Origin of the sequence: Streptomyces arenae (assembly GCF_022343545.1) — a bacterium.
Taxonomy (GTDB): Bacteria; Actinomycetota; Actinomycetes; order Streptomycetales; family Streptomycetaceae; genus Streptomyces; species Streptomyces humi.
In genome coordinates this window covers 74570-101129 of record NZ_JAKQYH010000091.1, presented here as the reverse complement: position 1 = coordinate 101129, position 26560 = coordinate 74570, and the positions used below count along the sequence as shown (strand labels likewise).

The 26560-nt window shown below is 71.9% G+C and carries 26 protein-coding genes; 15 read left to right on the top strand and 11 right to left on the bottom strand.

The features are described 5' to 3' along the window. Nucleotides 1–37 precede the first annotated feature (37 nt). Genes cobM through cobC form a run of 6 tightly spaced genes read left to right on the top strand, consistent with a single transcriptional unit; the run spans nucleotide 38 to nucleotide 6481 of the window. The gene (gene cobM / locus MB828_RS44275) at nucleotides 38–886 is read left to right on the top strand and encodes a precorrin-4 C(11)-methyltransferase (protein WP_301653100.1); all 849 of its coding nucleotides are present in this window, start codon (nucleotides 38–40) and stop codon (nucleotides 884–886) included. After that, nucleotides 883–2220, top strand: a complete 1338-nt coding sequence (gene cbiE, locus MB828_RS44270; RefSeq protein ID WP_301653099.1) for a precorrin-6y C5,15-methyltransferase (decarboxylating) subunit CbiE — start codon at nucleotides 883–885, stop codon at nucleotides 2218–2220. The genes cobM and cbiE overlap by 4 nt, the downstream gene beginning before the upstream one ends. Next, complete coding sequence (gene cobJ / locus MB828_RS44265; protein WP_301653098.1) at nucleotides 2217–3908, top strand: precorrin-3B C(17)-methyltransferase; 1692 nt, start codon at nucleotides 2217–2219, stop codon at nucleotides 3906–3908. The genes cbiE and cobJ overlap by 4 nt, the downstream gene beginning before the upstream one ends. Next, nucleotides 3905–4489: a precorrin-8X methylmutase gene (locus MB828_RS44260; protein WP_301653097.1), complete on the top strand. Its 585-nt coding sequence runs from the start codon at nucleotides 3905–3907 to the stop codon at nucleotides 4487–4489. Before cobJ ends, MB828_RS44260 begins: the two co-directional genes overlap by 4 nt. Continuing rightward, the gene (locus MB828_RS44255; RefSeq protein ID WP_133026937.1) at nucleotides 4486–5415 is read left to right on the top strand and encodes a sirohydrochlorin chelatase; all 930 of its coding nucleotides are present in this window, start codon (nucleotides 4486–4488) and stop codon (nucleotides 5413–5415) included. Before MB828_RS44260 ends, MB828_RS44255 begins: the two co-directional genes overlap by 4 nt. Continuing rightward, nucleotides 5390–6481 carry an Rv2231c family pyridoxal phosphate-dependent protein CobC gene (gene cobC / locus MB828_RS44250; protein WP_133026938.1) on the top strand — a complete coding sequence of 364 codons (1092 nt, stop codon included), beginning with the start codon at nucleotides 5390–5392 and terminating at the stop codon, nucleotides 6479–6481. The genes MB828_RS44255 and cobC overlap by 26 nt, the downstream gene beginning before the upstream one ends. Before the next feature lie 79 nt (nucleotides 6482–6560). On the opposite strand, the gene MB828_RS44245 is transcribed toward cobC, so the two are convergent. The 5 genes from MB828_RS44245 to MB828_RS44225 all read right to left on the bottom strand — a co-directional run bounded on the left by MB828_RS44245 (nucleotide 6561) and on the right by MB828_RS44225 (nucleotide 11260). Beyond that, complete coding sequence (locus MB828_RS44245) at nucleotides 6561–7469, bottom strand: SCO1860 family LAETG-anchored protein (protein ID WP_301653096.1); 909 nt, start codon at nucleotides 7467–7469, stop codon at nucleotides 6561–6563. Nucleotides 7470–7626: 157 nt separating this feature from the next. Then, complete coding sequence (locus tag MB828_RS44240; RefSeq protein WP_133026940.1) at nucleotides 7627–8718, bottom strand: amidohydrolase family protein; 1092 nt, start codon at nucleotides 8716–8718, stop codon at nucleotides 7627–7629. Nucleotides 8719–8805: 87 nt separating this feature from the next. Next, nucleotides 8806–9579, bottom strand: coding sequence for an amino acid ABC transporter ATP-binding protein (locus tag MB828_RS44235; protein WP_301653095.1), 774 nt, complete (start codon nucleotides 9577–9579; stop codon nucleotides 8806–8808). Next, nucleotides 9576–10409, bottom strand: a complete 834-nt coding sequence (locus MB828_RS44230) for an amino acid ABC transporter permease (RefSeq protein ID WP_133026942.1) — start codon at nucleotides 10407–10409, stop codon at nucleotides 9576–9578. The genes MB828_RS44235 and MB828_RS44230 overlap by 4 nt, the downstream gene beginning before the upstream one ends. Further along, nucleotides 10406–11260 carry a transporter substrate-binding domain-containing protein gene (locus tag MB828_RS44225; protein ID WP_301653094.1) on the bottom strand — a complete coding sequence of 285 codons (855 nt, stop codon included), beginning with the start codon at nucleotides 11258–11260 and terminating at the stop codon, nucleotides 10406–10408. The genes MB828_RS44230 and MB828_RS44225 overlap by 4 nt, the downstream gene beginning before the upstream one ends. Nucleotides 11261–11458: 198 nt before the next feature. Here MB828_RS44225 and MB828_RS44220 point away from each other — a divergent pair, with 198 nt between their 5' ends. The 5 genes from MB828_RS44220 (at nucleotide 11459) to thpD (ending at nucleotide 15929) form a co-directional block, all read left to right on the top strand. Next, nucleotides 11459–12571 (top strand): pyridoxal-phosphate-dependent aminotransferase family protein, encoded by a 1113-nt coding sequence (locus MB828_RS44220; protein ID WP_301653110.1) that lies wholly within the window; start codon nucleotides 11459–11461, stop codon nucleotides 12569–12571. 239 nt (nucleotides 12572–12810) lie between these two features. Beyond that, nucleotides 12811–13326 carry a diaminobutyrate acetyltransferase gene (gene ectA / locus MB828_RS44215; protein WP_133026944.1) on the top strand — a complete coding sequence of 172 codons (516 nt, stop codon included), beginning with the start codon at nucleotides 12811–12813 and terminating at the stop codon, nucleotides 13324–13326. 11 nt (nucleotides 13327–13337) lie between these two features. Further along, nucleotides 13338–14609, top strand: coding sequence for a diaminobutyrate--2-oxoglutarate transaminase (gene ectB / locus MB828_RS44210; protein ID WP_301653093.1), 1272 nt, complete (start codon nucleotides 13338–13340; stop codon nucleotides 14607–14609). A gap of 31 nt (nucleotides 14610–14640) precedes the next feature. Next, nucleotides 14641–15039: an ectoine synthase gene (locus tag MB828_RS44205; RefSeq protein WP_046727928.1), complete on the top strand. Its 399-nt coding sequence runs from the start codon at nucleotides 14641–14643 to the stop codon at nucleotides 15037–15039. A gap of 2 nt (nucleotides 15040–15041) precedes the next feature. Further along, a complete protein-coding gene (thpD, locus tag MB828_RS44200; protein WP_301653092.1) occupies nucleotides 15042–15929 on the top strand; it encodes an ectoine hydroxylase in 888 nt (295 codons plus the stop codon). Nucleotides 15930–15999: 70 nt separating this feature from the next. Here thpD and MB828_RS44195 read toward each other — a convergent pair whose 3' ends face one another. The 5 genes from MB828_RS44195 to MB828_RS44175 all read right to left on the bottom strand — a co-directional run bounded on the left by MB828_RS44195 (nucleotide 16000) and on the right by MB828_RS44175 (nucleotide 20750). Next, a complete protein-coding gene (locus tag MB828_RS44195; RefSeq protein ID WP_301653091.1) occupies nucleotides 16000–17061 on the bottom strand; it encodes an aminotransferase class V-fold PLP-dependent enzyme in 1062 nt (353 codons plus the stop codon). 97 nt (nucleotides 17062–17158) lie between these two features. Further along, on the bottom strand, nucleotides 17159–17875 hold the full coding sequence (locus tag MB828_RS44190; RefSeq protein ID WP_301653090.1) for a DsbA family oxidoreductase: 717 nt from the start codon (nucleotides 17873–17875) through the stop codon (nucleotides 17159–17161). 60 nt (nucleotides 17876–17935) lie between these two features. Then, nucleotides 17936–18439 (bottom strand): GNAT family N-acetyltransferase, encoded by a 504-nt coding sequence (locus MB828_RS44185; protein ID WP_301653089.1) that lies wholly within the window; start codon nucleotides 18437–18439, stop codon nucleotides 17936–17938. Nucleotides 18440–18482: 43 nt separating this feature from the next. Next, a complete protein-coding gene (locus MB828_RS44180) occupies nucleotides 18483–19091 on the bottom strand; it encodes a DUF1349 domain-containing protein (RefSeq protein ID WP_133026950.1) in 609 nt (202 codons plus the stop codon). A 129-nt stretch (nucleotides 19092–19220) separates the two neighbouring features. After that, nucleotides 19221–20750: an aldehyde dehydrogenase (NADP(+)) gene (locus MB828_RS44175; RefSeq protein ID WP_301653088.1), complete on the bottom strand. Its 1530-nt coding sequence runs from the start codon at nucleotides 20748–20750 to the stop codon at nucleotides 19221–19223. A 136-nt stretch (nucleotides 20751–20886) separates the two neighbouring features. On the opposite strand from MB828_RS44175, the gene MB828_RS44170 reads away from it, so the two are divergent. Next, the gene (locus MB828_RS44170) at nucleotides 20887–21660 is read left to right on the top strand and encodes an IclR family transcriptional regulator (RefSeq protein WP_046727921.1); all 774 of its coding nucleotides are present in this window, start codon (nucleotides 20887–20889) and stop codon (nucleotides 21658–21660) included. Nucleotides 21661–21783: 123 nt separating this feature from the next. Further along, nucleotides 21784–23238 (top strand): peptidoglycan D,D-transpeptidase FtsI family protein, encoded by a 1455-nt coding sequence (locus tag MB828_RS44165; RefSeq protein ID WP_301653087.1) that lies wholly within the window; start codon nucleotides 21784–21786, stop codon nucleotides 23236–23238. A 120-nt stretch (nucleotides 23239–23358) separates the two neighbouring features. Here the strand turns inward: MB828_RS44165 and MB828_RS44160 are convergent, their stop codons facing one another. Further along, entirely contained in the window at nucleotides 23359–24810 is a 1452-nt protein-coding gene (locus MB828_RS44160; protein ID WP_133026953.1) for an NCS2 family permease, read from the bottom strand. 186 nt (nucleotides 24811–24996) lie between these two features. Between MB828_RS44160 and MB828_RS44155 the strand changes: the two genes are divergently transcribed. Then, nucleotides 24997–25566, top strand: coding sequence for a SigE family RNA polymerase sigma factor (locus MB828_RS44155; protein WP_301653086.1), 570 nt, complete (start codon nucleotides 24997–24999; stop codon nucleotides 25564–25566). Further along, the gene (locus tag MB828_RS44150; protein WP_301653085.1) at nucleotides 25563–26408 is read left to right on the top strand and encodes a hypothetical protein; all 846 of its coding nucleotides are present in this window, start codon (nucleotides 25563–25565) and stop codon (nucleotides 26406–26408) included. Before MB828_RS44155 ends, MB828_RS44150 begins: the two co-directional genes overlap by 4 nt. Nucleotides 26409–26560 lie beyond the last annotated feature (152 nt).

Below are 26560 nucleotides of genomic sequence, written 5' to 3'. Positions count from 1 at the left end.
CCAGTAACACCTTTTGTCCAGAGAGGACCGAATTTCCATGGCCGATGCCGCCGCCTCCGCCACTGTCTCCGGCGACACTCCCGCCGGCAAGGTGACCTTCGTCGGTGCCGGCCCCGGCGCCGCCGATCTGCTGACGTTCCGGGCCGCCCGCGCGATCGCCGAGGCCGACGTGGTGATCTGGGCCGCGAGCCTGGTCCAGGCGGAGGTCCTGCGGCACGCCCGCGAGGACGCGGAGATCCTCGACTCGGCGACGATGTCCCTGGAGGACGTCGTCGCCGTGTACGAGCGGGCCCGGGCCGACGGGCTGCGGGTCGCCCGGATCCACTCCGGGGACCCCGCCCTCTGGGGCGGCACCCAGGAGCAGGTCGACCGGTGCGCCGGCCTCGGCGTCGAGGTCGAGATCGTGCCGGGCGTCTCCTCCTTCTCGGCCGTGGCCGCGCTCGCCCAGCGCGAGCTGACCATCCCCGAGGTCGCGCAGTCCGTCGTGCTCACCCGGCTCGGCGGCGGCAAGACCCCGATGCCCCCGGGCGAGGAGGTACGGGAGTTCGCCCGCCACGGCACCACCATGGCGATCTTCCTGTCCGCGGCGCGCAGCGGGCAGCTGGTGCGGGAGCTGCTGGAGGGCGGCTACCCGACGTCGACACCGGTCGTCGTCGCCTACCAGGCGACCTGGCCGGAGGAGCTGGTCGTGCGGTGCACGATCGAGACGCTGGAGGAGACGGTCAAGGAGCACAAGCTCTGGAAGCACACCCTCTTCCTGGTCGGCCCGGCCCTGGACGCGCACGGCACCCGCTCGCACCTCTACCACCCCGGCCACTTCCACGGCTTCCGCAAGGCCGACCCGGAGGCCCGCCGGGCGCTGCGGGAACGGGGGGCGAGCACGTGATCACGGTCGTCGGCACGGGGACGGGGACGCCCCTTCCCCCGGACGTGGCGGCCGGTGCCGGGCTGGTCGTCGGCGGGCGCCGGCACCTGGACGCGGTACGGCTGCCGGAGGGGGCCGAGCGGGTCGTGCTCGGCCCGCTCGCGCCGGCCCTCGACGTCATCGAGCGGCATCTGGACAAGGAGAGCCGGGTACTCGTGCTGGCCTCAGGCGACCCCGGGTTCTTCGGCATCGTGCGGGTCCTGGCGGAGCGGTTCGGGACGGACCGGCTGGAGGTGCGGGCCGGGGTGTCGTCCGTCGCCGCCGCCTTCGCGCGGGTGGGACTGCCCTGGGACGACGCGGTGGTGGTGAGCGCGCACGGCCGGGACCCGCGCGCGGCGGTCAACGTCTGCCGCGCCCACCCGAAGGTGGCGGTGCTGACGGGACCGGGCGCGGGCCCGGCGGAACTGGGAGCCGCCCTGCGGCACGCCTTCGGCACACCGCCGGGAGCGACGGCCCACACGTCCCGCGCGCGGGACGACTCGTCCGCGGCCGGCCCCGCCGAGGACCCGGCCGGATCCCCGTCGTCCGGCCCGCGGGTCCTCGTCGTGGCGAGCGCGCTCGGCGATCCGGCACGGGAACGGGTGGAGCGGGTCACGCCCGCCGAGGCCGCCGGCCGTGACTGGGGGGCCGACGTCAGCGTGGTGCTGTGCCTCGACGAGACACGGGTGCTCGGTGGGGTCCGTACGGTGGCCGGGGCTCCGGCCGGGCCCGCCGGATGGGCCCTGGACGAGGGCGAGTTCGCGCACCGCGACTCGATGATCACCAAGTTCGAGGTACGGGCGCTGGCGCTGGCCCGGCTCGGGCCCCGGCTCGGCGACCTGGTCTGGGACGTCGGCGCGGGCTCCGGGTCCGTGGCCGTGGAGTGCGCGCGGCTCGGTGCCGCCGCCGTCGCCGTGGAGAAGACGGCGGACGGGGTGGCGCGGATCGCCGCCAACGCACGGGCGCACGGCGTGTACGTGGACGTGCGGCACGGCTCGGCGCCCGGGCTGCTGGACGGACTGCCGGATCCGGACGCCGTGTTCGTCGGCGGGGGCGGGGCCGAGCTGCCCGCCGTCGTCACCGCGTGCGCGGTGCGGGCCCGGCGGACGGTGGTGGTCGCGATGGCCGCCCTGGACCGGGTGCCGGCGGCCCGCGCGGCACTCACCGGTGCCGGGTTCTCCTGCGACGGGGTGCTGTTGCAGTCCTCCCGCCTCGCGCCGCTGCCGGGTGAGGTGACCCGGCTGGCGGCCACCAACCCCGTGTTCCTGCTGTGGGGGACGCGAACCCCCTCTTCCGAAGAAGGAGTTGCTCAGTGATCGGCCTGATTTCCGCCACCGCGGCGGGGGCGGCGGCACGCGACCGGCTGGCCGCGGCCTGGCCGGACCGTACGCGGGTGTACGCCGGCCCGGTCGGGGACGCCGTGCGGTCCGCGTTCGCGGAGTGCGAGCAGCTGGTGTGTTTCCTGGCCACCGGTGCGGTGGTGCGGCTGATCGCCCCGCTGCTGGGCGAGAAGGCCACCGACCCCGGTGTGGTGTGTGTCGACGAGGGCGGCCGGTTCGCGGTGTCGCTGGTCGGCGGGCACGGCGGCGGGGCGAACGGCCTCGCCCGTGAGGTGGCCGAGGTGCTGGCCGCGCAGCCGGTGGTGACCACCGCGACCGACGCCGTCGGGCTGCCCGGGCTCGACACCCTCGGCTTCCCGGTCGAGGGCTCGGTGGCCACCGTGTCGCGGGCTCTGCTGGACGGTGAACCGGTGGCGCTGCGCGCCGAGTTCCCGTGGCCGCTGCCCCCGCTGCCGCTGGCGGCCGAGGGCGCCTACGCCGTGCGGCTGACCGACCGCGCGGTCGAACCCGGCGAGCACGAGGTGCTGTTGCGCCCGCCGTCCCTCGTCGTCGGGGTCGGCGCCTCCAAGGGGGCCCCGGCCGACGAGGTGTACGCACTGGTCGAGGACGCCCTGCGGGACGCGGGACTGTCCCCGCGCAGCGTCGCCGAACTCGCCACCGTCGACGCCAAGGCCGGAGAGCCCGGGATCGTGGCGGCCGCCGCCCGGTTCGGGGTGCCCCTGGTGACGTACTCCGCGGCGGAGCTGGCCGCGGTGGAGGTGCCCAACCCGTCCGCGGCGCCGCTCGCCGCCGTCGGCACGCCCTCCGTCGCGGAGGCCGCCGCACTGGCCCGCGGCGGCGAACTCCTCGTCCCCAAGCGGAAGTCCGGCGGACAGCCCGCGATGGCGACCTGCGCGGTCGTACGACGGCCCGCGCGCGGCCGGCTCGCGGTGGTCGGGCTCGGTCCCGGCGCCCGCGACCTGCTCACCCCGCGCGCCAAGGACGAACTGCGGCGCGCCGCCGTGCTGGTCGGCCTCGACCAGTACGTGGACCAGATCCGGGACCTGCTGCGGCCCGGGACCCGGATCCTGGAGTCGGGGCTCGGGGCCGAGGAGGAGCGGGCGCGGACGGCGGTCGCCGAGGCGCGGGCCGGGCAGGCCGTCGCGCTGATCGGCAGCGGGGACGCCGGGGTGTACGCCATGGCCTCCCCCGCGCTCGCCGAGGCCTCCGACGACATCGACGTGATCGGTGTCCCCGGTGTCACCGCGGCGCTCGCGGCCGGGGCGATCCTCGGCGCGCCGCTCGGCCACGACCATGTCTCGATCAGCCTCTCCGACCTGCACACGCCGTGGGAGGTCATCGAGCGCCGGGTGCGCGCGGCGGCCGAGGCGGACCTCGTGGTGACGTTCTACAACCCGCGTTCCCGTGGCCGGGACTGGCAGCTGCCCAAGGCGCTCGCGATCCTCGCCGAGCACCGCGCGCCGACGACGCCCGTGGGTGTCGTACGCAACGCCTCGCGGGCCGACGAGTCGAGCCGGCTGACCACCCTGGGCGGTCTCGACCCGGCGTGGGTCGACATGATGACGGTCGTGACCGTGGGCAACACGGCCACCCGGAACGTCGCCGGGCGCATGGTCACCCCGCGCGGCTACCGCTGGCAGACGTCCGAGGAGGGCGCCGAGTGAACCGTGTGGTCCACCCCATCGAGCAGGAGTCCTTCCGGCGGCTGCGGTCCCGCCTGGACACCTCGCACCTCCCGCCGCTGACCCGGGCCGTGGTGGAGCGGGTCATCCACTCCGCCGCGGACCTGGAGTACGCCACCGATCTCGTGACCGACGAGGCCGACCTGGTGAAGGCGCATGCCGCGCTGCACGCCGGGGCGCCGGTCGTCGTGGACGTGGAGATGGTCGCGGCCGGGATCACCCGCCGGGAGACCGTGTGCCGGCTGAGGGACGCCGAGTCCGGCCCGGGCCTGACCCGTTCGGCGCACGCGGTCCGTCTCGCGTACGAACAGGTCGGCCCCGGCGCCCTCTGGGTGATCGGCTGCGCGCCGACCGCCCTGGAGGAGCTGCTGACGCTGGACGCCTCCCCCGCGCTCGTCATCGGGCTGCCCGTCGGTTTCGTCGGCGCCGCCGAGTCCAAGGCCGCGTTGCGGGCGAGCGGACTGCCCGCCGTCAGCAACGTGTCCGAGAAGGGCGGCTCGGCGGTCGCCGCCGCCGCGCTCAACGCCCTGCTGTACCACCCCACTTCCGAGGAGACCCTGTGACCACCCCGCCCGCCCTGCTCATCGCCGGCCATGGCACCCGGGACGACGCCGGGGCCGAGGCGTTCCGTGACTTCGTACGGGAGCTGGGCCGCCGCCACCCCGAACTGCCCGTCGCCGGCGGCTTCATCGAGCTGTCCCCGCCGCCGTTGGGCGATGCCGTCACCGAGTTGGTGGAGCAGGGGGTGCGCCGGTTCGCCGCGGTGCCGCTGATGCTGGTCTCCGCCGGGCACGCCAAGGGTGACATCCCGGCCGCGCTGGCCCGGGAGAAGGAACGGCACCCGGGGATCTCGTACACGTACGGGCGTCCGCTGGGCCCGCACCCCTCACTGCTGGCCGTGCTGGAGCGGCGCCTGGACGAGGCGCTGGGCGGTTCCGCACGGGCGGTCGAGGACCGCGCCGACGTGACCGTGCTGCTGGTGGGCCGGGGTTCCACCGACCCCGACGCCAACGCCGAGGTGCACAAGGCGGCCCGGCTGCTGTGGGAGGGCCGCGGGTACGCCGGGGTGGAGACGGCGTTCGTGTCGCTGGCCGCGCCGGACGTGCCGAGCGGGCTCGACCGGTGTCTGAAACTGGGGGCGCGCCGGATCGTGGTCCTGCCGTACTTTCTGTTCACCGGGATCCTGCCGGACCGGGTGCGGCAGCAGACCGAGGGCTGGGCGGCCGCGCACCCGGAGGTCGAGGTGCGTTCGGCGGACGTCATCGGGCCCGAGCCGGAGCTGCTCGACCTGGTGATGGAGCGGTACCGGGAGGCGGTCAAGGGTGATCTGCGGATGAACTGCGACTCGTGCGTGTACCGGATCGCGCTGCCCGGATTCGAGGACAAGGTGGGCCTGCCGCAGCAGCCGCACTTCCACCCGGACGACGAAGGCCATCATCACGGCCAGGGGCACCACCATCACCATGACGGGCATGCCCATGCGCACTGAGGAAGGTTCCAGAGGCGGCCACGACCTGCGCCACCACGGCGACGCCGAGGTCCGCGACGACGGTTCCGCCCTCGTCGACCTCGCCGTCAACGTGCGCGCCGGCACTCCCCCGGTCTGGCTGCGGGAGCGGATCGCCGGGTCGCTGGACGCGCTCGCCGCCTATCCCGACGGGCGGCGGGCGCGGGCCGCGGTGGCGGAGCGGCACGGGCTGCCGGTGGAACGGGTCCTGCTGACGGCGGGCGCGGCGGAGGCGTTCGTGCTGCTGGCGCGGGCGCTGAAGGTGCGGCGGCCGGTGGTGGTGCATCCGCAGTTCACCGAGCCGGAGGCGGCGCTGCGGGACGCCGGGCACACCGTGGACCGGGTGCTGCTGCGGGCGGCGGACGGCTTCCGGCTGGATCCGGCGCTGGTGCCGGAGGACGCCGACCTGGTGCTGATCGGCAACCCCACGAATCCCACGTCGGTGCTGCATCCGGCCGAGGCGATCGTGCGGCTGGCCAGGCCCGGTCGGACGCTGGTGGTGGACGAGGCGTTCATGGACGCGGTGCCGGGCGAGCGGGAGGCGCTGGCCGGCCGGACCGACGTGCCGGGCCTGGTGGTGCTGCGGAGCCTGACGAAGACGTGGGGGCTGGCCGGGCTGCGGATCGGCTACGTGCTGGCCGCGCCGGAGGTCGTCGCCGAGTTGGCGCGGGCCCAGCCGTTGTGGCCGGTGTCGACGCCGGCGCTGGCGGCGGCCGAGGCGTGTGTGGCGCCGCGCGCGCTGGCGGAGGCGGCGCACGCGGCGCACCGGATCGCGGCCGACCGGGCCCATCTGGTGGCGGGGCTCGAGGAGTTCGCGCCGGAGGGGGTACGGGTGGCCGGGCCCGCGGAGGGACCGTTCGTGCTCGTGCGGATGCGGGGGGCTGCCGATGTGCGCCGGCAACTGCGGACGCTGGGGTTCGCCGTGCGGCGCGGGGACACGTTTCCCGGGCTGGACGAGGAGTGGGTGCGGATCGCCGTGCGGGACCGGGTGGTGGTGAACCGGTTCCTGCAGGCGTTCGATCAGGCGCTGGTGTTGATACGCGCCTGAGGGGAACTGCGGGCCGGCTCGCGGCTGCGGGTCGTGTGTGGCTGGTCGCGCAGTTCCCCGCGCCCCTGAAGACGGGGTGTCAGCGGCGGTGTCGGACCAGAGCCACCGCTCCTCCACCCGCGGCGACCAGGGCCAGTGCGCCTCCCACCAGGTACGGCGTCATCGAACCGCCGCCCGTCTCCGCCAGCTTCGTCTGCTTCGCCGGGGTGGGCTTCGCCTCCTTCACCGGGGCGCCCTGCACCTTGACGTCGGTCACCGGATCCGCGGGATCGGACGGATCCGTGGCATCCGGTGGCGTCTCGCACGTCACCCTCGCCAGCGTCAGGGTTCCCTCTACGTCCGCGACGTTCAGCTTCAGCGGGTTGACGGAGACCTTGAGCACGAGGGCGCTGGCCGCCGCCGTGACCGATGTCGTCTCCGCCCTGGCCAGGTCCAGGCGGACCTCGCCGACGCCGGGGACCTTGACGTCGGTGGGGCCGACCGCGCTCACTGTCACCCGCTTGCCGAGCACCGTGACGGCGCCGAGCACATGGGTGGCTGCCTTCGGCCGCTTGCCGGCCGCGCAGGTGGCCTTGGACGTGACCGCGTCGAGTTCGACGAGGGACAGCAGGGGCAGGCCCGGCAGGTGCAGCCGGGCGTGGGTGAGGTGGACGGAGGCCTCGGCGCGGCCGTCGGAGACCGTCGCCTTCGCGGCGGCGGCGTCCGCGCCGAGGACGTGGAACGGCCTGCCGCCGTCCACTCCGTCGAGGGTGGCGGTCAGCGCGGTGCGGTCGGCGCTCCGCGGTGCCTGCACCTCGTTGAGGGCGACCGCGAGCGGGACGTGCGCGGTCCGGCCGATGAGGGAGACGTCGAGGCCGGTGCGCAGGACGGCCGCGCTCGCGTGGCCCTTGCCGGTGGTCGCGTGTGCGGTGCCCGCGCCGGCCAGGGCCGCGGGACCTGCGGCGAGGGCCGTGGCCGCCGCGACGGTCGCGAGACGGCGTGCGGGCATACGGAAGGTGTTCAAGGTGGTGGGACCCCCAGAGGAAACTTGCTCGGGACCCGCCAAGAATTACGCACTGTGGGTGAACGGGCGGCAATCCCGCGTCACTTCACTCAATAGTGGACTTTCCGCGCATCCATTCGAAACCGCGGGCACAGCCGTTCCTTTACTCGACGACCTGCCCGTTCAGCACCACCCGCCGGGGGGACGCGAGCACCCGTACGTCAGCGCGCGGGTCGCTCTCGTACACCACCAGGTCCGCCGGTGCGCCCTCCTCCAGGCCCGGCCTGCCGAGCCAGGCGCGGGCCGCCCAGCTGGTCGCCGCCAGCGCGTCGAGGGGCGGGATGCCGGCGGTGACGAGTTCGGCGACCTCGTCCGCGACCAGGCCGTGGGCGAGGCTGCCGCCGGCGTCCGTGCCGACGTACACCGGGATGCCGGCGTCGTAGGCGCCGCGGACGGTGTCGTAGCGGCGCTCGTGGAGCCGGCGCATGTGGGCGGACCAGCGTGGGAACTTGGCGTCTCCGCCCGCCGCGAGCTGCGGGAAGGTGGCGATGTTGACGAGGGTCGGGACGATCGCGACGCCACGGGACGCGAAGAGCGGGATCAGGTCGTCGGTCAGGCCGGTGGCGTGCTCGACGCAGTCGATGCCGGCCTCGACCAGGTCCTGGAGGGAGTTCTCGGCGAAGCAGTGCGCGGTGACCCGGGCGCCCAGCCGGTGGGCCTCCGCGATCGCGGCCTCGACGGCGTCCCGGGGCCAGCTGGGGGCCAGGTCGCCGAGGTCGCGGTCGATCCAGTCACCGACCAGCTTGACCCAGCCGTCGCCGCGCCGGGCCTCCTGGGCGACGTGTGCGACGAGGTCCCCGGGTTCGATCTCGTGGGCGAAGTTCCTTATGTAGCGGCGGGTGCGGGCGATGTGCCGGCCGGCCCGGATGATCTTCGGGAGGTCCTCGCGGTCGTCGACCCAGCGGGTGTCGGAGGGCGATCCGGCGTCGCGGATCAGGAGGGTGCCGGCCTCGCGGTCGGTGAGCGCCTGCTTCTCGGCGGTCGCCGCGTCGACGGGGCCGTGCGGGCCGAGGCCGACATGGCAGTGGGCGTCGACCAGGCCGGGCAGCGCCCAGCCCGCGACCGTCCGGACGTCACGGGCGCCGGCGGGACGGTCGTAGGAGACGCGGCCGCCCACCACCCACAGTTCGTCGCGGACGTCCTCGGGCCCGACGAGGACCCTCCCCTGCACGTGCAGCACCGCCTGATCGCTCATGGGTGTCAGCCTAGGGCGACGTGCAGGCCCGCATCGACACGGCTCAGCAGTCGGCCGCCGTGCCCCCACGAACATGCCCCCGGCCGCCTACTCCGAGGTCTCCTCCTCCACCTGGGCCATGGCCGGGTCGAGCAGCCGGGACAGGAAGTGGCGGGTACGGGCGTGCGTGGGGCGGCCGATGACCTGGTCGGGGGCGCCGTCCTCCACCACGACCCCGCCGTCCATGAAGACGACCCGGTCGGCGACCTCGCGGGCGAAGGTCATCTCGTGGGTGACGACCATCATCGTCATGCCCTCGTCCGCCAGCATCCGCATGACCGCGAGGACGTCGCCGACCAGCTCCGGGTCGAGGGCCGAGGTGGGCTCGTCGAAGAGCATCACCTCGGGGCCCATCGACAGGGAGCGGGCGATGGCCACCCGCTGCTGCTGGCCGCCGGAGAGGGAGGCGGGGTAGGCGTCCGCCTTCTCGGACAGGCCGACGCGTTCGAGGTTCTCGGCGGCCACCCGGGCGGCCTGCGCCTTGTCCCGGCGGAGCACCCGGCGCTGCGGCAGCGTGAGGTTCTCGGTCACCGTGAGGTGCGGGAAGAGGTTGAACTGCTGGAAGACCATGCCGATGCGGCGGCGTACGGCGTCGATGTCGACGTCGGGGTCCGTCAGCTCCGTGCCGCCGACGAACACCTGGCCCCTGGTGGGCTCCTCGAGCAGGTTGACGCAGCGCAGCAGGGTCGACTTCCCGGAGCCGGACGGGCCGATCACGCACACGACCTCGCCCTGGCCGATCTCCAGGTCGATGCCGCGCAGCACCTCGTTGTCGCCGAAGGACTTGTGGAGCCCCTTCACCTGGATCTCGGGTCGGCTCATCGCACGGCCTCCTGGGCCTTCGCCTCCATGCGGCGCACGACGAAGCCGAGCGGGATCGTGACCAGCAGGTAGCACAGGCCGGCGACGAGGATCGGCGTGGAATTGGCGGTCGTACTGGCCAGGTCGCGGCCGTACTTGGACAGTTCGCGCTCCTCCAGGGTGACCCCGAGGAAGAGGACCAGGGAGGAGTCCTTGAAGAGGAGCACCAACTCGTTGGTCAGGGGCGGGAGGATGATGCGGAACGCCTGCGGGATGATGATCGAGACCATGGCGCGGGCGGGTGAGAAACCGAGGGAACGGGCCGCTTCCAGCTGTCCCTTGGGGACCGCCTGGATGCCCGCGCGGATGGTCTCGGCCATGTAGGCGGCGGCGACCAGGCCGAGCGCGAGGGCCACCTTGCCGTAGGTGCCGCCGACGATCTCCGTGCCGGGGAAGGCCAGCGGGACGGCGACCCCGATGAAGATGAAGATCAGCAGGGCGGGCAGGCCGCGGAAGATCTCGATGTAGACGCCGGCCAGCCAGCGGTAGGGGCCGACGGACGACAGCCGCATCAGGGCTATCACCATGCCGAGGGCCAGTCCGACGACGAAGCCGGACAGGGTGTAGAGCACGGTGTTCTTCAGGGCCAGCGTGATGACGTCCGGGAACATCTGCCGGGCGATGTCCCACTGGGCGAACTGGTTCCGCAGCCGCCCCCAGTCGGCGCCGGCCGCGAAGGCGATCACGGCGGCGACGAAGACGACGTACTGCGCGCCGCGTGACAGGCTGCGCTTCCGACGCCTGCTCAGGCCCTTCCTGCGCGGCTGGAGTTCGGTGCCGGCGGCGGTCATGAGGCGGCCGGGGACGCGGCCTTCGCGTCGTAGGGGCCGATCCACTTCTCGTACAGCTTCTGGTACGTGCCGTCGGCCTTGGCGTCGGAGATCGCCTTGTTGACGGCGGCGAGCAGCTTGGTGTTGCCCTTCTTCACCGTGAAGCCGTACTGCTCACCGGTGTTGATGTTGCCGGCGAGCTGGAAGGCGTTCGCGTTGGCCTTGTCCTTGAGCCAGCCCTGGACCACCGGGTAGTCGATGACGACGGCCTTGACCTGGCCGGTGCGCAGGCCGTTGAGGACGGCGTCGGAGGACTCGAAGGAGACCGGGTCGAAGCCCTGCTTCTTGACGTAGTCCTCGCCGGTGGTCTGCGCCTGGGCGCCCAGCTTCACCTTCTTGGCCTTGGCGTCGGCGAGCGAGGTGATCCCGCTGTCCTTGGCGACCAGGACGGCCTGGGTGGCGTCGAAGTACGGGTCGGAGAAGTCGACGTTCTTCTTGCGTTCGGCCGTGATGGTCATGCCGGCCGCCGCGATGTCGCACTCGCCGGAGTTGAGGAAGGCGCCGGTCTTGAAGTTCTCGAAGGGGGTGTCCAGGATCTGCTGCTTCACGCCGAGGTCCTTGGCGACCAGGTCGACCATCGAGACGTCGAAGCCCTGCACCTTGCCGTCGATCTCCGACTGGAACGGCGGGTACGGCAGGTGGGTACAGGTGGTGAGCTGACCGGCCTTGACGAGTTCGACCCCGCCGGCGGCGGTCCTGGAGGCGCTGGAACCGTTGCCGCTCGACGTGCAGCCGGCCACGAGGGCCAGCCCGGCCGCGGCGGTGACGGCGGCCAGGGCGCGAGCCCGGCGGCGCCCGAGGAGCGTGGTCACGAGACCTCCCGTGAGTCTGTGATGGAGCTGTGGATTCCGGTTCTGCGGGTTCCGATTATAAGGAGATGTTTGGTTCTCTCAAATCAAACCGTTGGCCATGGGGCCGAACGGCCTGAGAAGTCGCCGGTCAGAGGGGGGTGGCACCCGCCCGTTACGCTCGTCTTGATCTGCCCGTCCGTGAGCGAAGAGAGCACCGCCGTGACCCACCCCTTCCTCGACCTGCCCCCGCTGAGCGCCGCGCACTTCGCCGCGATCGAGGACCGGGTGGCCCGGCTGATGGATACCCGTCAGGACGTCGTGATCATGCAGGGCGAGGCGCTGCTGCCCCTGGAAGGCGCGATCCGGGCGACGGCCGGACCGGGCACGACCGCGCTGAACGTGATCACCGGCCCCTACGGGCAGACCTTCGGGAACTGGCTGCGGGACTGCGGTGCGACCGTGATCGACCTCGCGGTGCCGTTCCACACGGCGGTGACGGCCGCGCAGGTCCGGGCGGCGTTCGCCGAGCACCCTGAGATCGACTTCGTGTCCCTGGTGCACGCGGAGGCCGCGACCGGCAACACCAACCCGGTCGCGGAGATCGGCGAGGCGGTGCGGGAGCAGGGCGCCCTCTTCTGTCTGGACGCGGTGGCCTCGGTCGGCGCCGAGCCGGTGCTGCCGGACGCCTGGGGCGTGGACCTGTGCGTGATCGGGGCGCAGAAGGCGATGGGCGGCCCGGCCGGGGTGTCGGCCGTGTCGGTGAGCGAGCGGGCCTGGGCCCGGATGGCGGCGAACCCGAACGCCCCGCGCCGCTCCTACCTCTCCCTGCTGGACTGGAAGGAGCGCTGGCTCGACGGCGGCCGCAAGGTGCTGCCGCACGCGCCGGCCCAACTGGAGATGCTGGCGCTGGAGGCGTGTCTGGCGCGGATCGAGGCGGACGGCCCGGAGACCGTGATGGCCCGGCACCGCACGGCCGCGCTGGCGACCCGGGCCGGGGCGGTGGCGCTGGGCGGCGGTCTGGAACCGTACGTGTACGAGGAGGCCGACGCGGCGCCGGTGGCGACGACCCTGCGAGTGCCGCCGGGCATAGTGGCCTCGGAGCTGGTCGCCGGGGCCCTGGCGGGTGACGCCACGCTGCCGCTGGCCGCGGGCGGGGGTGCGCTGGCCGGGGAGATGATCCGGGTCAACCACTACGGGGCGGACGCGACGGCGGACGCCGTCCGGGCGAGCCTGGCCGCGGTCGGGGCGGAACTCGCGAAGCGGGGGCTGACGGTGGACCCGGAGGGGGCCCGGCGGGCGGTGGAGCGCGTCGACGGTGTTACCGGGGCCTGAATTCAAAGCAATTCCGAATTACTTTTCAGTGGATGGGTTACCTGAGTTCTTCTGCCCGGTTTTTGCGGAGCTAAACGGGTGGAATTTCGTCCAGGTTTCAACCCTGTGACACACTCCACAAACACGAACCATATGCCCGTTTTGTGGCAGGATATATTTGGACATAGCGGCACGGCGGGATCGGGCGAGGAGCCCTCCTGCCGTGCATTTTTGCATTTGCCTCGCTAAATTCAATCCGCATGACTGCCCCACAAGCAGACCTGATCGTCGACCGCCCTTCGGTGATCGACGGCGCCGCTCTCTGGCGAATAGCCAGGGATTCCGGAAACCTCGATCTGAACTCCTCGTACAGCTATCTGCTGTGGTGCCGGGACTTCGCCGACACCTCCGCGGTGGCCCGCGGTGCGGACGGCGAGCCCGTCGGGTTCGTGACCGGATACAGCCGGCCGGACCGCCCGGACACCCTGCTCGTCTGGCAGGTGGCCGTGGACGCCGCGCAGCGCGGGCGCGGTGTCGCCGCACGCCTGCTCGACGGACTCACGGCGCGGGTGGCCGCGGAACGCCCGCTCAGCGCCGTCGAGACCACGATCACCCCCGGCAACACCGCTTCCGAGCGGCTGTTCACCTCGTACGCCGCCCGGCACGGCGCCACCGTGGAGCGCACGGTGCTGTTCGAGGCCGACGAGTTCCCCGACGGTCCGCACGACCCCGAAGTCCTCTACCGCATCGGCCCCTTGACCCCCACATCGCACTGAGGAGCCCCGCCGTGACCATCACCCAGCCTGATCTGAGCGTCTTCGAGACCCTGGAGTCCGAGGTCCGCAGCTACTGCCGCAGCTGGCCGACCGTCTTCGACCGGGCCCGGGGCAGCCGCATGTACGACGAGGACGGACACGAGTACCTGGACTTCTTCGCCGGCGCCGGCTCGCTCAACTACGGCCACAACAACCCCGTGCTGAAACGGGCGTTGCTGGACTATCTGGACCGGGACGGGGTCACCCACGGCCTCGACATGTCGACCACGGCCAAGCGGTCGTTCCTGAAGGCCTTCCAGGACCTGGTGCTGCGCCCGCGTGACCTGCCGTACAAGGTCATGTTCCCCGGGCCGACGGGCACCAACGCCGTGGAGTCGGCGCTCAAACTCGCCCGCAAGGTGAAGGGGCGCGAGGCGATCGTGTCGTTCACCAACGCCTTCCACGGGATGTCCCTCGGGTCGCTGGCCGTCACCGGTAACGCCTTCAAGCGGGCCGGCGCGGGCATCCCGCTGGTGCACGGCACGCCCATGCCGTTCGACAACTACTTCGACGGGACCGTGCCGGACTTCCTGTGGTTCGAGCGGCTTCTCGAGGACCAGGGGTCCGGGCTCAACAAGCCCGCCGCCGTGATCGTGGAGACCGTGCAGGGCGAGGGCGGCATCAACGTCGCCCGGCCCGAGTGGCTGCGCGAGCTGAAGGCGCTCTGCGAGCGGCAGGACATGCTGCTGATCGTCGACGACATCCAGATGGGCTGCGGCCGCACCGGTGCCTTCTTCTCCTTCGAGGAGGCCGGCATCGTCCCCGACATCGTCACCGTCTCGAAGTCGATCAGCGGGTACGGGCTGCCCATGTCGCTGTGCCTGTTCAAGCCCGAGCTGGACGTGTGGGAGCCGGGCGAGCACAACGGCACCTTCCGCGGCAACAACCCGGCCTTCGTCACCGCGGCGGCCGCCCTGGAGTCCTACTGGGCGGACGGCCCGGCGATGGAGAAGCAGACCCGGACCAAGGGCGAGCAGGTCGAGCAGGGGCTCATCGCGATCGTCGAGGAGAACCTCGCCGACGTGCGCGAGTACCGGGGCCGGGGCCTGGTCTGGGGTCTGGAGTTCCACGACAAGGAGCGGGCCGGGCGGATCGCGAAACGCGCCTTCGAGCTCGGTCTGCTCATCGAGACGTCGGGGCCGGAGAGCGAGGTCGTCAAGCTGCTGCCCGCCCTGACCATCACCCCGGAGGAACTGGACGAGGGGCTGAGCATCCTCGCCCGGGCCGTCCGGGAAACCGCCTGACCAGGATCAAGCAAGGAGGCTGTACACCACCGTGATCGTCCGATCGTTCAAGGAATTCGAAGGCACCGACCGCCATGTGAAGTCCGCGTCGGGTACCTGGGAGAGCACCCGCATCGTCCTCGCCAAGGAGCGGGTCGGCTTCTCGCTGCACGAGACGATCCTGTACGCGGGCACGGAGACGTCGATGTGGTACGCCAACCACATCGAGGCCGTCGTCTGCGTCGAGGGCGAGGCCGAGCTGACCGACCGCGAGACCGGGACGTCGTACACGATCACGCCCGGGACCATGTACCTCCTCGACGGACACGAGCGGCACACGCTGCGCGTCAAGGAGGACTTCCGCTGCATCTGCGTGTTCAACCCGCCGGTCACCGGCCGGGAGGACCACGACGAGAACGGCGTCTATCCCCTGCTGACGGAGGAGGGCTGACCATGACCACGATCACCGACCTGTACCCGAGCCGTGGCCCGGCCGAGGTCTCCGTACCCCGCAAGGACCCCGTCGTCTGGTCGGCGCCCGGTGCGGCCGGGCCGATCGCCACCGGCGACCTGGAGGCCTTCGAGCGCGACGGCTTCCTCGCCGTCGACCAGCTCCTCGCGGACGACGAGGTCGCGGTGTACCGGCGGGAGCTGGAGCGGCTGGTCGACGACCCCGCGATCCGGGAGGACGAACGCTCCATCGTGGAGCCGAAGTCCAAGGAGATCCGCTCGGTCTTCGAGGTGCACCGGATCAGCGAGGTGTTCGCGAACCTGGTGCACGACGAGCGGGTGGTCGGCCGGGCCCGGCAGATCCTCGGCTCGGACGTGTACGTCCACCAGTCGCGGATCAACGTCAAGCCGGGGTTCGGGGCCAGCGGCTTCTACTGGCACTCGGACTTCGAGACCTGGCACGCCGAGGACGGCCTGCCGAACATGCGCACGGTGTCCGTCTCGATCGCCCTGACCGAGAACTACGACACCAACGGCGGCCTGATGATCATGCCGGGCTCGCACCGGACGTTCCTGGGCTGTGCCGGCGCCACGCCCGAGGACAACTACAAGAAGTCCCTGCAGATGCAGGACGCGGGCACGCCCTCCGACGAGGCGCTGACGGAGATGGCCTCGCAGTACGGGATCAAGCTGTTCACCGGCCGGGCCGGTTCGGCGACCTGGTTCGACTGCAACTGCATGCACGGCTCCGGCGACAACATCACGCCGTTCCCGCGCAGCAACGTGTTCATCGTGTTCAACAGCGTGGAGAACGCGGCGGTGGAACCCTTCGCGGCACCGGTACGCAGGCCGGAGTTCATCGGGGCGCGGGACTTCACGCCGATCCGCTGAGTGCGTCCTGAGTCCAGGGTTCGGCCCGGGGGCCGCCACGTTCGTCGTGGCGGCCCCCGGGCCGTGCCGGTCAGCCCGTGAGGGCGTCGAGCAGGCGGTCCACGTCGGCGGGGGTGTTGTAGACGTGGAAGGCCGCGCGCAGGTTGCCGGCCCGGTTGGAGATCTCGATGCCGGCCCGGCTCAGCTCGGGCTGCCGGCCGCCGAGCCCGGGGACGGAGACGATCGCCGAGCCCGGCGCGGGCACGGGTTCGTGTCCGAGGGTCGCGAGCCCGGCGCGGAACCGGTCGGCGAGGGCCACGTCGTGGGCGTGCACGGCGGCCACGCCGAGCTCCTCGACCAGGTCGAGCGAACGGCGCAGACCAGCGCAGGTGAACAGGGCGTGGGTGAGGTCGAACCGCCGGGCGGAGTGGGCGAGTTCGGTGACCGGGCCGTAACAGCTGTCCCACGGCACCTCGGCCGCCACCCAGCCCGCGAGCACCGGGGTCAGCCCGCCGAAGTCCTCGGGGACCACGAGGAAGGCCGCGCCGTGCGGGCCCAGCAGCCACTTGAAGGCCACGGACGCGGTGAAGTCGTACGCGTCGGCGTCCATCGGCAGCCAGCCGGCGGCCTGGGAGAAGTCGACGTAGGTGCGGGCCCCGTGGGCGCGGGCGGCCTCGCGCAGCGCGGGCAGGTCGGCGATCCGGCCGTCCGCCGACTGGGCCGCGCTGACCGCGACCAGGGCGGTGCCCGGGCGCACCGACTCCGCGACGCGCTCCAGCGGCACCGAACGGACCTTGAGGTCGCCACGGACGTGGAACGGGTTGAGCACGGAGGTGAAGTCGTCCTCGGCGATGAGGACTTCCGCGCCGGCCGGCAGCGAGGCGGCGATCACACCGGTGTGCGCGGCGACCGAGGCGCCCACCGCGACCCTGGTCGCGGGGACGCCGGCGAGCCGGGCGTAGGCGGCCCGGCACGCCTCCACGTCCTCGTACAGCGGGGTGAGCGGCCGCCCTTCGGCCCGCAGCAGGGCCGCCTCGTGCAGGGCGGCCACGGTACGGGCCGGCAGCAGGCCGTTGCTGGCGGTGTTGAGGTAGGTGCTCTTCGGGGTGAACTCGGCGCGGACGAGGCTCTCGAACGTCTCCGTGGTCTCCATGGGTCCACTCTGCGGTCCGGGGCACCCCCCGTCCATTGCGGAGTTCTTACAGGACCTGCCAAGGATCGCTTATGCGTCCGCTCTGACCTGCGGTTTCTCAGTGCTGCGGGACCGCGCACCCGTCCGGCCCGCAGGCCTCGGCGCCACCCTCGTCGAGGAGCTGGAGCGGGGAGCGCGCGCTCCAGGCCTGGCTGAGCGCCTGGGTGAACACCTCGGCGGGCTGGGCGCCCGAGACGCCGTACTTCCGGTCGAGGACGAAGAACGGCACCCCGTTCGCACCGAGCTCGGCGGCCTCGCGCTCGTCGGCGCGGACCTCGTCGGCATAGGCGGCGGGGTCGGCGAGCACCGCGCGCACGGCCGCCTCGTCCAGGCCGGCCTCCACCGCGAGCTTGACCACACGGTCGGCGCCCTCGCTGAAGAGGGAGCGTTCCTCGGCGAAGTTCGCCCGGTACAGGATCTGGACGAGCTGGTCCTGCCGGCCCTGCTCCTTGGCGAGGTGCAGCAGCCGGTGCAGGTCGAAGGTGTTGCCGTGGTCACGGCCCCGGGTGCGGTAGTCGAGCCCCTCGGCGGCGGCCTGCGCGCCCAGGTTGTCCTCGCCCGCCTGGGCCTGGGCCTCGCTCATGCCGTACTTCTTGCTGAGCATGGCGAGGACCGGCTGGACGTCGTCCTTGGCGCGGCCGGGGTCCAGCTCGAAGGAGCGGTGCACCACCTCGACCTCGTCGCGGTGCGGGAAGGCGGCGAGCGCCTTCTCGAAGCGGGCCTTGCCCACGTAGCACCACGGGCAGGCGATGTCGCTCCAGATCTCGACGCGCATGTCTTCGGCTCTCCAGGTAGTGAGACGTCTTCCAGTACCTGAACCTTCAACCAGTGCGCTTCATTCCCCGCCGACCGCGTAGCGCAGGTACAGGTGGTGGTCGCCCTCGGCGGGCGGGTTGTCCGGGTCCGGCACCCAGCCCTGGCGGGCGTAGAAGGCCTGGGCCCGGCGGTTGTCGACATGCACGTCCAGGACGGCCGTCCGCTTCCCGTCGGCCTGCCACTGCTCCACACAGGCGGCGTGCAGGGCCCGGCCGATCCCGGCCCGCCAGCGGTCCGGGTCGACGTGGAACTGGTACAGCTTGACCGTCTCCGCCGGGCCGCCCTCGGGGGCGCGGAAGGAGGCGATGCCGATGATCTCGCCCGCCTCGACCGCGCACAGCACGTGGCCGTCGGGGCGCTCCACGGCGCCTCGCCAGGCGGCCGTCCAGTCGATGCCGTCGTCCGGCAGGCCGTCCGGGTAGTACGTCGACCGGGCCCGGTGGTGCAGCGCGGCGATCTTCTCCGCCTCGGCGGCCAGCGCGGTCCGGATGACACGGGGTCCCTGCACACGGTCACTGATCATGCAAGGGAGGACGGGACCGGACCCGGGCCGGTTCCGCCCCCCGTCAGCTTCCGTCGCGCAGGTCGTCCGGCCAGCCGGGCCTGAACTCGATGTGGTCGTACGTCACCACGCAGCCCTCGCCGAGCGGCGACTGGGTCATGAAGCCGACCAGCGCGGCCTCCGTCTCCTTCTCGCCGCCGAGCGTGAAGAGCCGCACGAAGGTCCACGTCCGGCCGTCGCGGGAGGCGTGGAAGGCCAGTGCCCGTCCGGTGCGGCTGATCCGCAGCCAGACCGAACTCCCCTCGACCGTGAAGGAGTTGGAGTCGTCAGAGTGCCCCCGGGTGACCACCGTGCAGACGGTGGGCACGTCCGGGGAGTTCTCCAGGCAGAGCTTGGCCCAGGCGCGGTCGCCGACATGGACGTACAGCACACCGGCGTCGAAGGCGGCACCGAAGCCCACGGTGACCCGGGCGATCAGCTGGAAGTCCCCTTCGGGCGCCCCGAGCAGCCGGGGCGCGTCGGAGGCGGGATCCAGCGCCTCCCCGGTGGGCGACACGAACCGGTCCTGACGGGCCCCGGCCCACCCGGTGAGCACCCCGTCCTCATAGAACCAGTGCCCGTCGGGCCCGTAGGTACGGAGCGGGAAGGGAAGTTCGGGAAGTTCCAGGTCCATGGTCAGATTGTGTCAGGAGCACTTCGGAACATACGCAGGGGCAACCGCGCCCGAAGGGGCGCGGGGAACTGCGCGAGCAACCACGACGAACCGTCACCCGGCGACGCACCCCACGCCCCCCCCACGGCCCTACCTCTCCAGCACCCCGTTGAACCGACGGGGAAGCCCCAGCGGATTCTCGTCACGCAGCTCCGCCGGCAGCAGAGCCGCCGGCGCCCCCTGATAGGCGACCGGCCGCAGCCACCGCTCGATGGCCGTGCCCCCCACCGACGTGGACGTCGACGTGGTCGCCGGGTAGGGCCCCCCGTGCTGCTGGGCCGGAGCCACGGCGACCCCCGTCGGCCACCCGTTGACCAGCACGCGCCCGGCCAGCGGCGTCAGCTCCGCGAGGATCTCCGCCCCGAGCCCCTCCCCCGCGGCCTCCTCGGCGGAGACGTGGACCGTCGCCGTGAGGTTCCCCGGCAGCCGCGAAAGCACCGCCGTCGCCTCGTCGCGGTCCTCGTAACGCGCCACCACGGTCACCGGCCCGAAGCACTCCTCCAGGAGCAGGTCGTACGCGCCCGCCTGGGCCAGCTTGTCCGCCGCGACCGAGAGGAACCCCGCGCTGACGGTGTGCCGGCCGCCCGCACCGGGCGTCACCGGGCTCTCCACGTCGGGGAGTCCGGCGCGCTCGGCGACCCCGGCGATGAAGTTGTCCCGCATCCGGTGGTCGAGGAGCACACCCGCGTCAGTGTCGCTGACCGCGTCCGTGAGGGACTTGACCAGTCCGTCACCGGCGGCGCCGGACGGCACCAGCACCAGCCCCGGCTTGACGCAGAACTGGCCCACGCCCAGCGTCATCGACCCGGCGAGCCCGGTGCCGATCTCACCGCCGCGCTCGGCGGCCGCGGCCTCGGTGACCAGGACCGGGTTCAGGGAGCCCAGTTCGCCGTGGAAGGGGATCGGGACCGGACGCGCGGCGGCCGCGTCGAAGAGCGCCCGCCCGCCGCGGACCGAACCGGTGAAGCCGGCCGCGGCGACCAGCGGGTGCCTGATCAGCTCGATACCGGCCTCGAAGCCGTGCACGAGACCGACGACGGCCTCCGGGATCCCGTGCTCGGCGGCGGCCCGGCGCAGCACCCTGGCGACCAGCTCCGACAGGGCCGGATGGTCGGGGTGGGCCTTGACGACGACCGGGTTGCCCGCGGCCAGCGCGCTCGCGGTGTCACCGCCGGCGACCGAGAAGGCGAAGGGGAAGTTGGAGGCCGAGTAGACGGCGACGACGCCCAGCGGGACCTTGTAGCGGCGCAGGTCCGGGATGGGCGGGGTGGCCGTGGGGTCGGGGTGGTTGATGATGACGTCGAGGAAGGCGCCCTCGTCGACGATGTCCGCGAAGGCCCGCAGCTGGTAGGCGGTACGGGCGAGTTCGCCGGTGAGCCGGACCGGGCCGAGCGCGGTCTCCGCGTCGGCGGCCTCGACCAACCCGTCCTTGGCCGCCTCGAGTCCGGCGGCGGCCGAGCGAAGGAAGGCCGCGCGGACGCTGCGGTCGGCGAGGGAGCCGCGTACGGCGTGCGCGGCCGTGACGACGGCGTCCACCTCTTCGGCTGTGGCCTCGACCGCAACCTGTTCACGCTGCTTCCCGGTGCGCGGGTCGACACTCCAGACTGGTGCTGCTGCCACCGCGGGTCCCTCCATGAGTTGCGTTCTGCCGCAGTATCCGGGTCATTCACCAGGGATGTTCGATATACTGAACGCTGTCTCTGATGATGAATATGCTGTTGGAGATTATTTCCGTCCAACGAAGGGGTCAAGGGCGATGTCGGCAGGCGAGACAGGCGGCGGGGCGCAGGTCAAGTCCGCGGTGCGGACCGTGGAATTGCTCGAGTACTTCGCGGGCCGGCCCGGTATGCACTCCCTCGCGGCGGTCCAGGAGGCCGTCGGATATCCCAAGTCCAGCCTCTACATGCTGCTGCGCACCCTGGTGGAGCTGGGCTGGGTGGAGACCGACGCGACCGGTACCCGGTACGGCATCGGGGTGCGGGCGCTGCTGGTCGGCACGTCGTACATCGACGGCGACGAGGTGGTCGCGGCGGCCCGCCCGACCCTGGACCGGCTCTCCGACGACACCACGGAGACCATCCACCTGGCGCGTCTGGACGGCACCAACGTGGTCTACCTGGCCACCCGCCAGTCCCAGCACTACCTGCGCCCCTTCACCCGGGTCGGCCGCCGGCTGCCCGCGCACTCCACCTCCCTCGGCAAGGCGCTGCTCGCCACCCACACCGACGAGCAGGTCCGCAAGCTGCTGCCGGAGACGCTGCCCGCGCTCACCGAGCACACCCTCACCGACCGCGAGAAGCTCATCGAGGAGCTGCACCAGATCCGCGAGCAGGGCTTCTCGGTCGACCGCGAGGAGAACACCCTCGGGCTGCGCTGCTTCGGGGTGGCGATCCCCTACCGCACCCCGGCCCGGGACGCGATCAGCTGTTCGGTCCCGGTGGCCCGGCTCACCCCCGCCCACGAGCAGATGATCAAGGACGCCCTGTTCGACGCCCGGGACCGGCTGACCCTGGCGACCCGCCGGCTCTGACCCGCCGGCCCTGACCCCGTCGGCTCCGACCCCGTCGCCCGCGACCCCTCCGGATGAGCCAACGATGAGAATTTCGTTGTAACGGGAACGGACACCCGGTCCTCACTCGTCTGTCCGAGCGGGATGAACAAGACGATCAGGCGGGCGTCCGTCTTCACACTGCTGCTCGTGCTCGTTCTGCTGGGCAGGGCGACATGGGTGCAGTTCTACGACGGCCAGGCACTCGCGGACGACAAGGACAACCGGCGGAACGCGATCCAGACGTACTCGCAGCCGCTCGGGAACATCATCGTGGCCGGTGACTCGGTCACCGGCTCGGCACGGACGTCGGGCAGCGACCTCAAGTACAAGCGCACGTACACGGACGGCAAGCTGTACGCGGCGGTGACGGGCTTCGCCTCGCAGAGCTACGCCCCGACCCAGTTGGAGGGCATCTACCAGGACCTGCTCAACGGCACCGACAACCGGCTGAAATCCGTGATGGACACGATCACCGGGCAGCGCGCCGACCCCGGCAACGTGATCACGACGATCGACCCGGCCGTCCAGAAGGCGGCCTACCGGGCGCTCGGCGACAAGAAGGGCGGCGCGGTCGCGATCGACCCGAAGACCGGGAAGATCCTGGCGGTCGTCTCCACCCCGTCGTACGACCCGGACACCCTCACCGACGCGAACACCGCCGGCACGGCCTGGAAGTCGCTGATCGCCGACGCGGACAAGCCGCTGACCAACCGGGCGCTGCGCCAGCCGCTGCCGCCGGGTTCGACGTTCAAGCTGGTGGTCGCGGCGGCCGCGCTGGAGGACGGGCTCTACAAGAACGTCAACGACAGGACGGTGAGCCCCAACCCGTACACCCTGCCGGGCACCACGACCCCGCTGCGGAACGAGAGCACGTCCGCGCCCTGCGAGAACGCCTCGATCCGGGTGGCCCTCCAGTACTCCTGCAACAACGTCTTCGGCAAGATGGCCGTCGACCTGGGCCAGGACAAGGTGCGGGCGATGGCCGAGAAGTTCGGCTTCGACGACAGCAAGCTGGACATCCCCGTCCGGGCCTACGCCAGCGTCTACCCCAAGGACATGGACAAGGCCCAGACCGGTCTCTCCGGCATCGGCCAGTTCGACGTCACGGCGACCCCGCTCCAGATGGCCATGGTGTCGGCGGCCATTGCCAACGGCGGCAAGCTGGTCTCCCCGCACATGGTCTCCCAGATCACCGACAGCGGCGGCGACGTCCTCAAGAACTACGACGACGAGACCAGCACCAAGGAGATCGTCAGCTCCTCGACGGCCGAGCAGCTCCAGTCCGCGATGCAGACGGTCATCGAACAGGGCACGGGCACGAACGCGCGGATCGACGGCGTCACGGTGGGCGGCAAGACGGGCACGGCCCAGCACGGCGAGAACAACAGCAAGACGCCGTACGCCTGGTTCACGGCGTACGGCAAGTCGGACAGCACCGGCAAGGAAGTCGCGGTGGCGGTGATGGTCGAACAGTCGGACGCCGCGAGGTCGGAGGTCAGCGGCAACGGCCTGGCGGCCCCGGTGGCGAAGGCGATGATGCAGGCGGCCCTGAAGTAACTCCCGAACCGGAGCGCCCCGCAGGGGCGCGGGGCGGTAGTCGATGTGCGGCTACCGCCGCGGGGCGCGACCGGCCACGGCGAACCCGCGGCCGACAGCGCACACCCCGCGCCCCACCCCCTACTTCACACCCAGCACCTGCTCCACCGGATCGATCGCGAAGTACACCAGGAACAGCGCCGACACCACCCACAGCAGCCAGTTGACCTCCTTCGCCTTCCCCAGCACCGCCTTGATGACGACGTACGCCAGGAACCCCGCCCCGATGCCGTCCGTGATCGAGTAGGTGAACGGCATCGCGGCGATCGTCAGGAACGCCGGGATCGCGATCTCGTACCTGTCCCACTCGATGTGCTTGACGTGGGTCATCATCAGGAAGCCCACGGCGATCAGCGCGGGCGCGGCCGCCTGGAGCGGCACGATCGTCAGCAGCGGGGTGAGGAACAGCGCGAGTCCGAACAGGCCGCCGGTGATCAGGTTGGCGAACCCGGTGCGGGCCCCCTCCCCCACCCCGGCCGCCGACTCGATGTAGGCCGTGTTGGAGGAGGCCGAGCCGAGGCCGCCGGCCACCGCCGCCGCGCCGTCGATGAACAGCACCCGCCCGATGCCGGGCACCTGCCCCTGCTCGTCCAGCAGCCCCGCCTCCGCGCTGATGCCCACGATCGTGCCCATGGCGTCGAAGAAGTCGGACAGGATCAGGGTGAAGACCAGCAGGACCGCGGTGAGGACACCGGCCTTGGCGAAGCCGCCGAACAGGCTGAAGTGACCGATGAGCCCGAAGTCGGGGGCGTCCACGATCTTGTCGGGGACCTTCGGCGTGGTCAGGCCCCAGCTCTTGATGTCGGCGACCGAGTTGATGACGATCGCCACCACGGTCATGGTGACGATGCTGATCAGGATCGCGCCCTTCACCTTGCGGGCCACCAGCGCGATGGTCAGGAGCACGCCAAGACAGAAGACCAGTACGGGCCAGCCGGTGAGCCTGCCGACCGCGCCCAGCTGCACCGGCACGGTGGTGTCCGCGGCGTCCGGGATCCGGCTGACGAAGCCCGCGTCGACGAAGCCGATGAAGGCGATGAACAGCCCGATGCCGACACCGATCGCCTGCTTCAGCTGCTGCGGGATCGCGTTCATGATCGCCTCGCGCAGCCCGGTCACGACGAGCACACAGATCAGCAGGCCTTCGAGGACGACCAGGCCCATCGCGTCGGACCAGCTCATCAGCGGCGCCAACTGGAAGGCCACCACCGCGTTGAGGCCGAGGCCGGCCGCGATGGCCAGCGGGAGGTTGCCGCCGACCCCCATGATGATCGTCATCACACACGCCACCAGCGCGGTGGCGGTGACGAGCTGGCCGGTGTCGAGGGTGTGGCCGAACTTGTCCTTGGCGCTGCCGAGGATGATCGGGTTCAGGACAAGGATGTAGGCCATCGTGAAGAACGTGGCGAAGCCGCCGCGTATCTCACGGCCGAAGGTGGATCCCCGTTCGGTGATCCGGAAGAACCGGTCGACGCCGTTCCCGGCAGGTGGTGCGGCGCTCTGCGGCGGGTCCGCCTTCTGCGTCTCGGACATGGTCGTACTCCTCGTTGCCTGATCAAGGGTGTGCGGATGCTGGCTGGATTGTTCCCGCGTCGAACCGGTTTCAGGTTTTCCCCGTGTTACGGAATAGCACCCACGCACCGAACCCCCGTACGAAGCACACCAAATGATCACTGCTACGCTCCGCATCTCGCCGGAACGTTCCTTCGGAGGTCACACGTGGGCACAGTCGTCGACGACGCCGCCTCCGTGGAGTTCCATGCCTTCTTCGAACGCCACTACGCCGAACTCTCACGGCTGGCCTACCTCTTGACCGGCGAGGCCGATGCCGCCGACGATCTCGCGGCCGACGCACTGCTGGCGCTGTGGCACCGCTGGGACCGGGTGCGCGCGGCCGACCACCCGGTGGCCTACGCCCGGGGCGTCGTCGCCAACCTGGCCCGCACCCGGATCCGCAGCGCCGTGCGCGAGCGCCGCCGGGTCGCCCTGTTCTGGTCGCACCGCGAGGAACGGACCGAGAACCCGGACATCGCCGGAGTGGTCGACGTCCAGGACGCGCTGCGCCGCCTGCCCTTCCGCAAACGGGCGTGTGTGGTCCTCCGGCACGCGTTCGACCTGTCGGAGAAGGACACCGCGCTCGCCCTGGGGATCTCGGTGGGTACCGTTAAGAGCCAGACGTCGAAGGGGATGGCCGAGTTGCAGAAGCTGCTCGGCGGCCAGGGTGTTCCGCAGCGGGTGCACGCGGTGATGGCACCGCGCGCCGGCCAGAGCGGAGGAAGGAACCGATGAGCCAGCAGGACGTGCACGACGAGCTGCGCGCCCGGCTGCACGAGGCCGCCGAGGCGCACGAACCCGACCGCGCCCGTGTCCTGGCCCGGATCGAGCGGGGCATGACCGCGCAGGACCGGCCCGGCCATCGCGCCACCCTGCCACCGGTGTTCGGCTGGATCCGGGTGGTCGGCGCCACGGCCGCGGTCGCCGCGGTCCTCGGCTTCGGCGGCTACGCGGTCGCCTCGGCCGTGAAGCCCACCCCCACCGAGAAGACGGTGGCGGTCTCCCCGACGCCCTCCGGGTCCCCGGACGCGACCAGCCGCCCGCCGTCCCGCTCGGCGGCCCCGCCGCCGCCGGCCACGCCCTCGACGTCCGCCTCCTCCAGGGCGAGTTCGACACCGTCCTCCTCCCCGAAGGCCACCGCCACCGCGCCCGTCGCCACGGGCGAGCAGGACGGCCCGCTGTGGTCGGACGGCTCGGTGGACCCGCACAGCAACGACTTCTGGGCGCAGTCCGACGTGACCCTGAAGACCACCGGCCGGCTGACCTCCCTCACGGTGCGGTTGAAGGTGGCCCAGACCGGCGGGGTGTCGAACGCCGGTGCCTGGCGCTCGCTGCCGGAGACCGACTTCACCCAGACGGTGGCCGAGCAGGACGGCTTCCTGGTCTACACGTGGACACTCAAGCCGGGCAGCGGGGTCGCCGTCGGCGAGTGGGTGTTCGCGGGCCAGTACAACCACAAGCAGGGCGGCCGCGACGCCGGGGACGACAGCTACACGATCACGGGCACCGCGGGCGGCAAGCAGTACGCGGTGACCGGCGACTTCGCCACCCACACGACGACCGACGGCGACTCGTAGAGAAACCACGGGAACACGGCAACCTTTTCCCCACGGGCGGCGACCGGGTACCGACGGGCGAGCCGGCCGCACACGGCGAACCGGCTCGTCCCCGACGGCCGCGAGGGCGGCGGCACGACCCCCGGTGGTGAGGTCCGGGAACATGCCGTCCG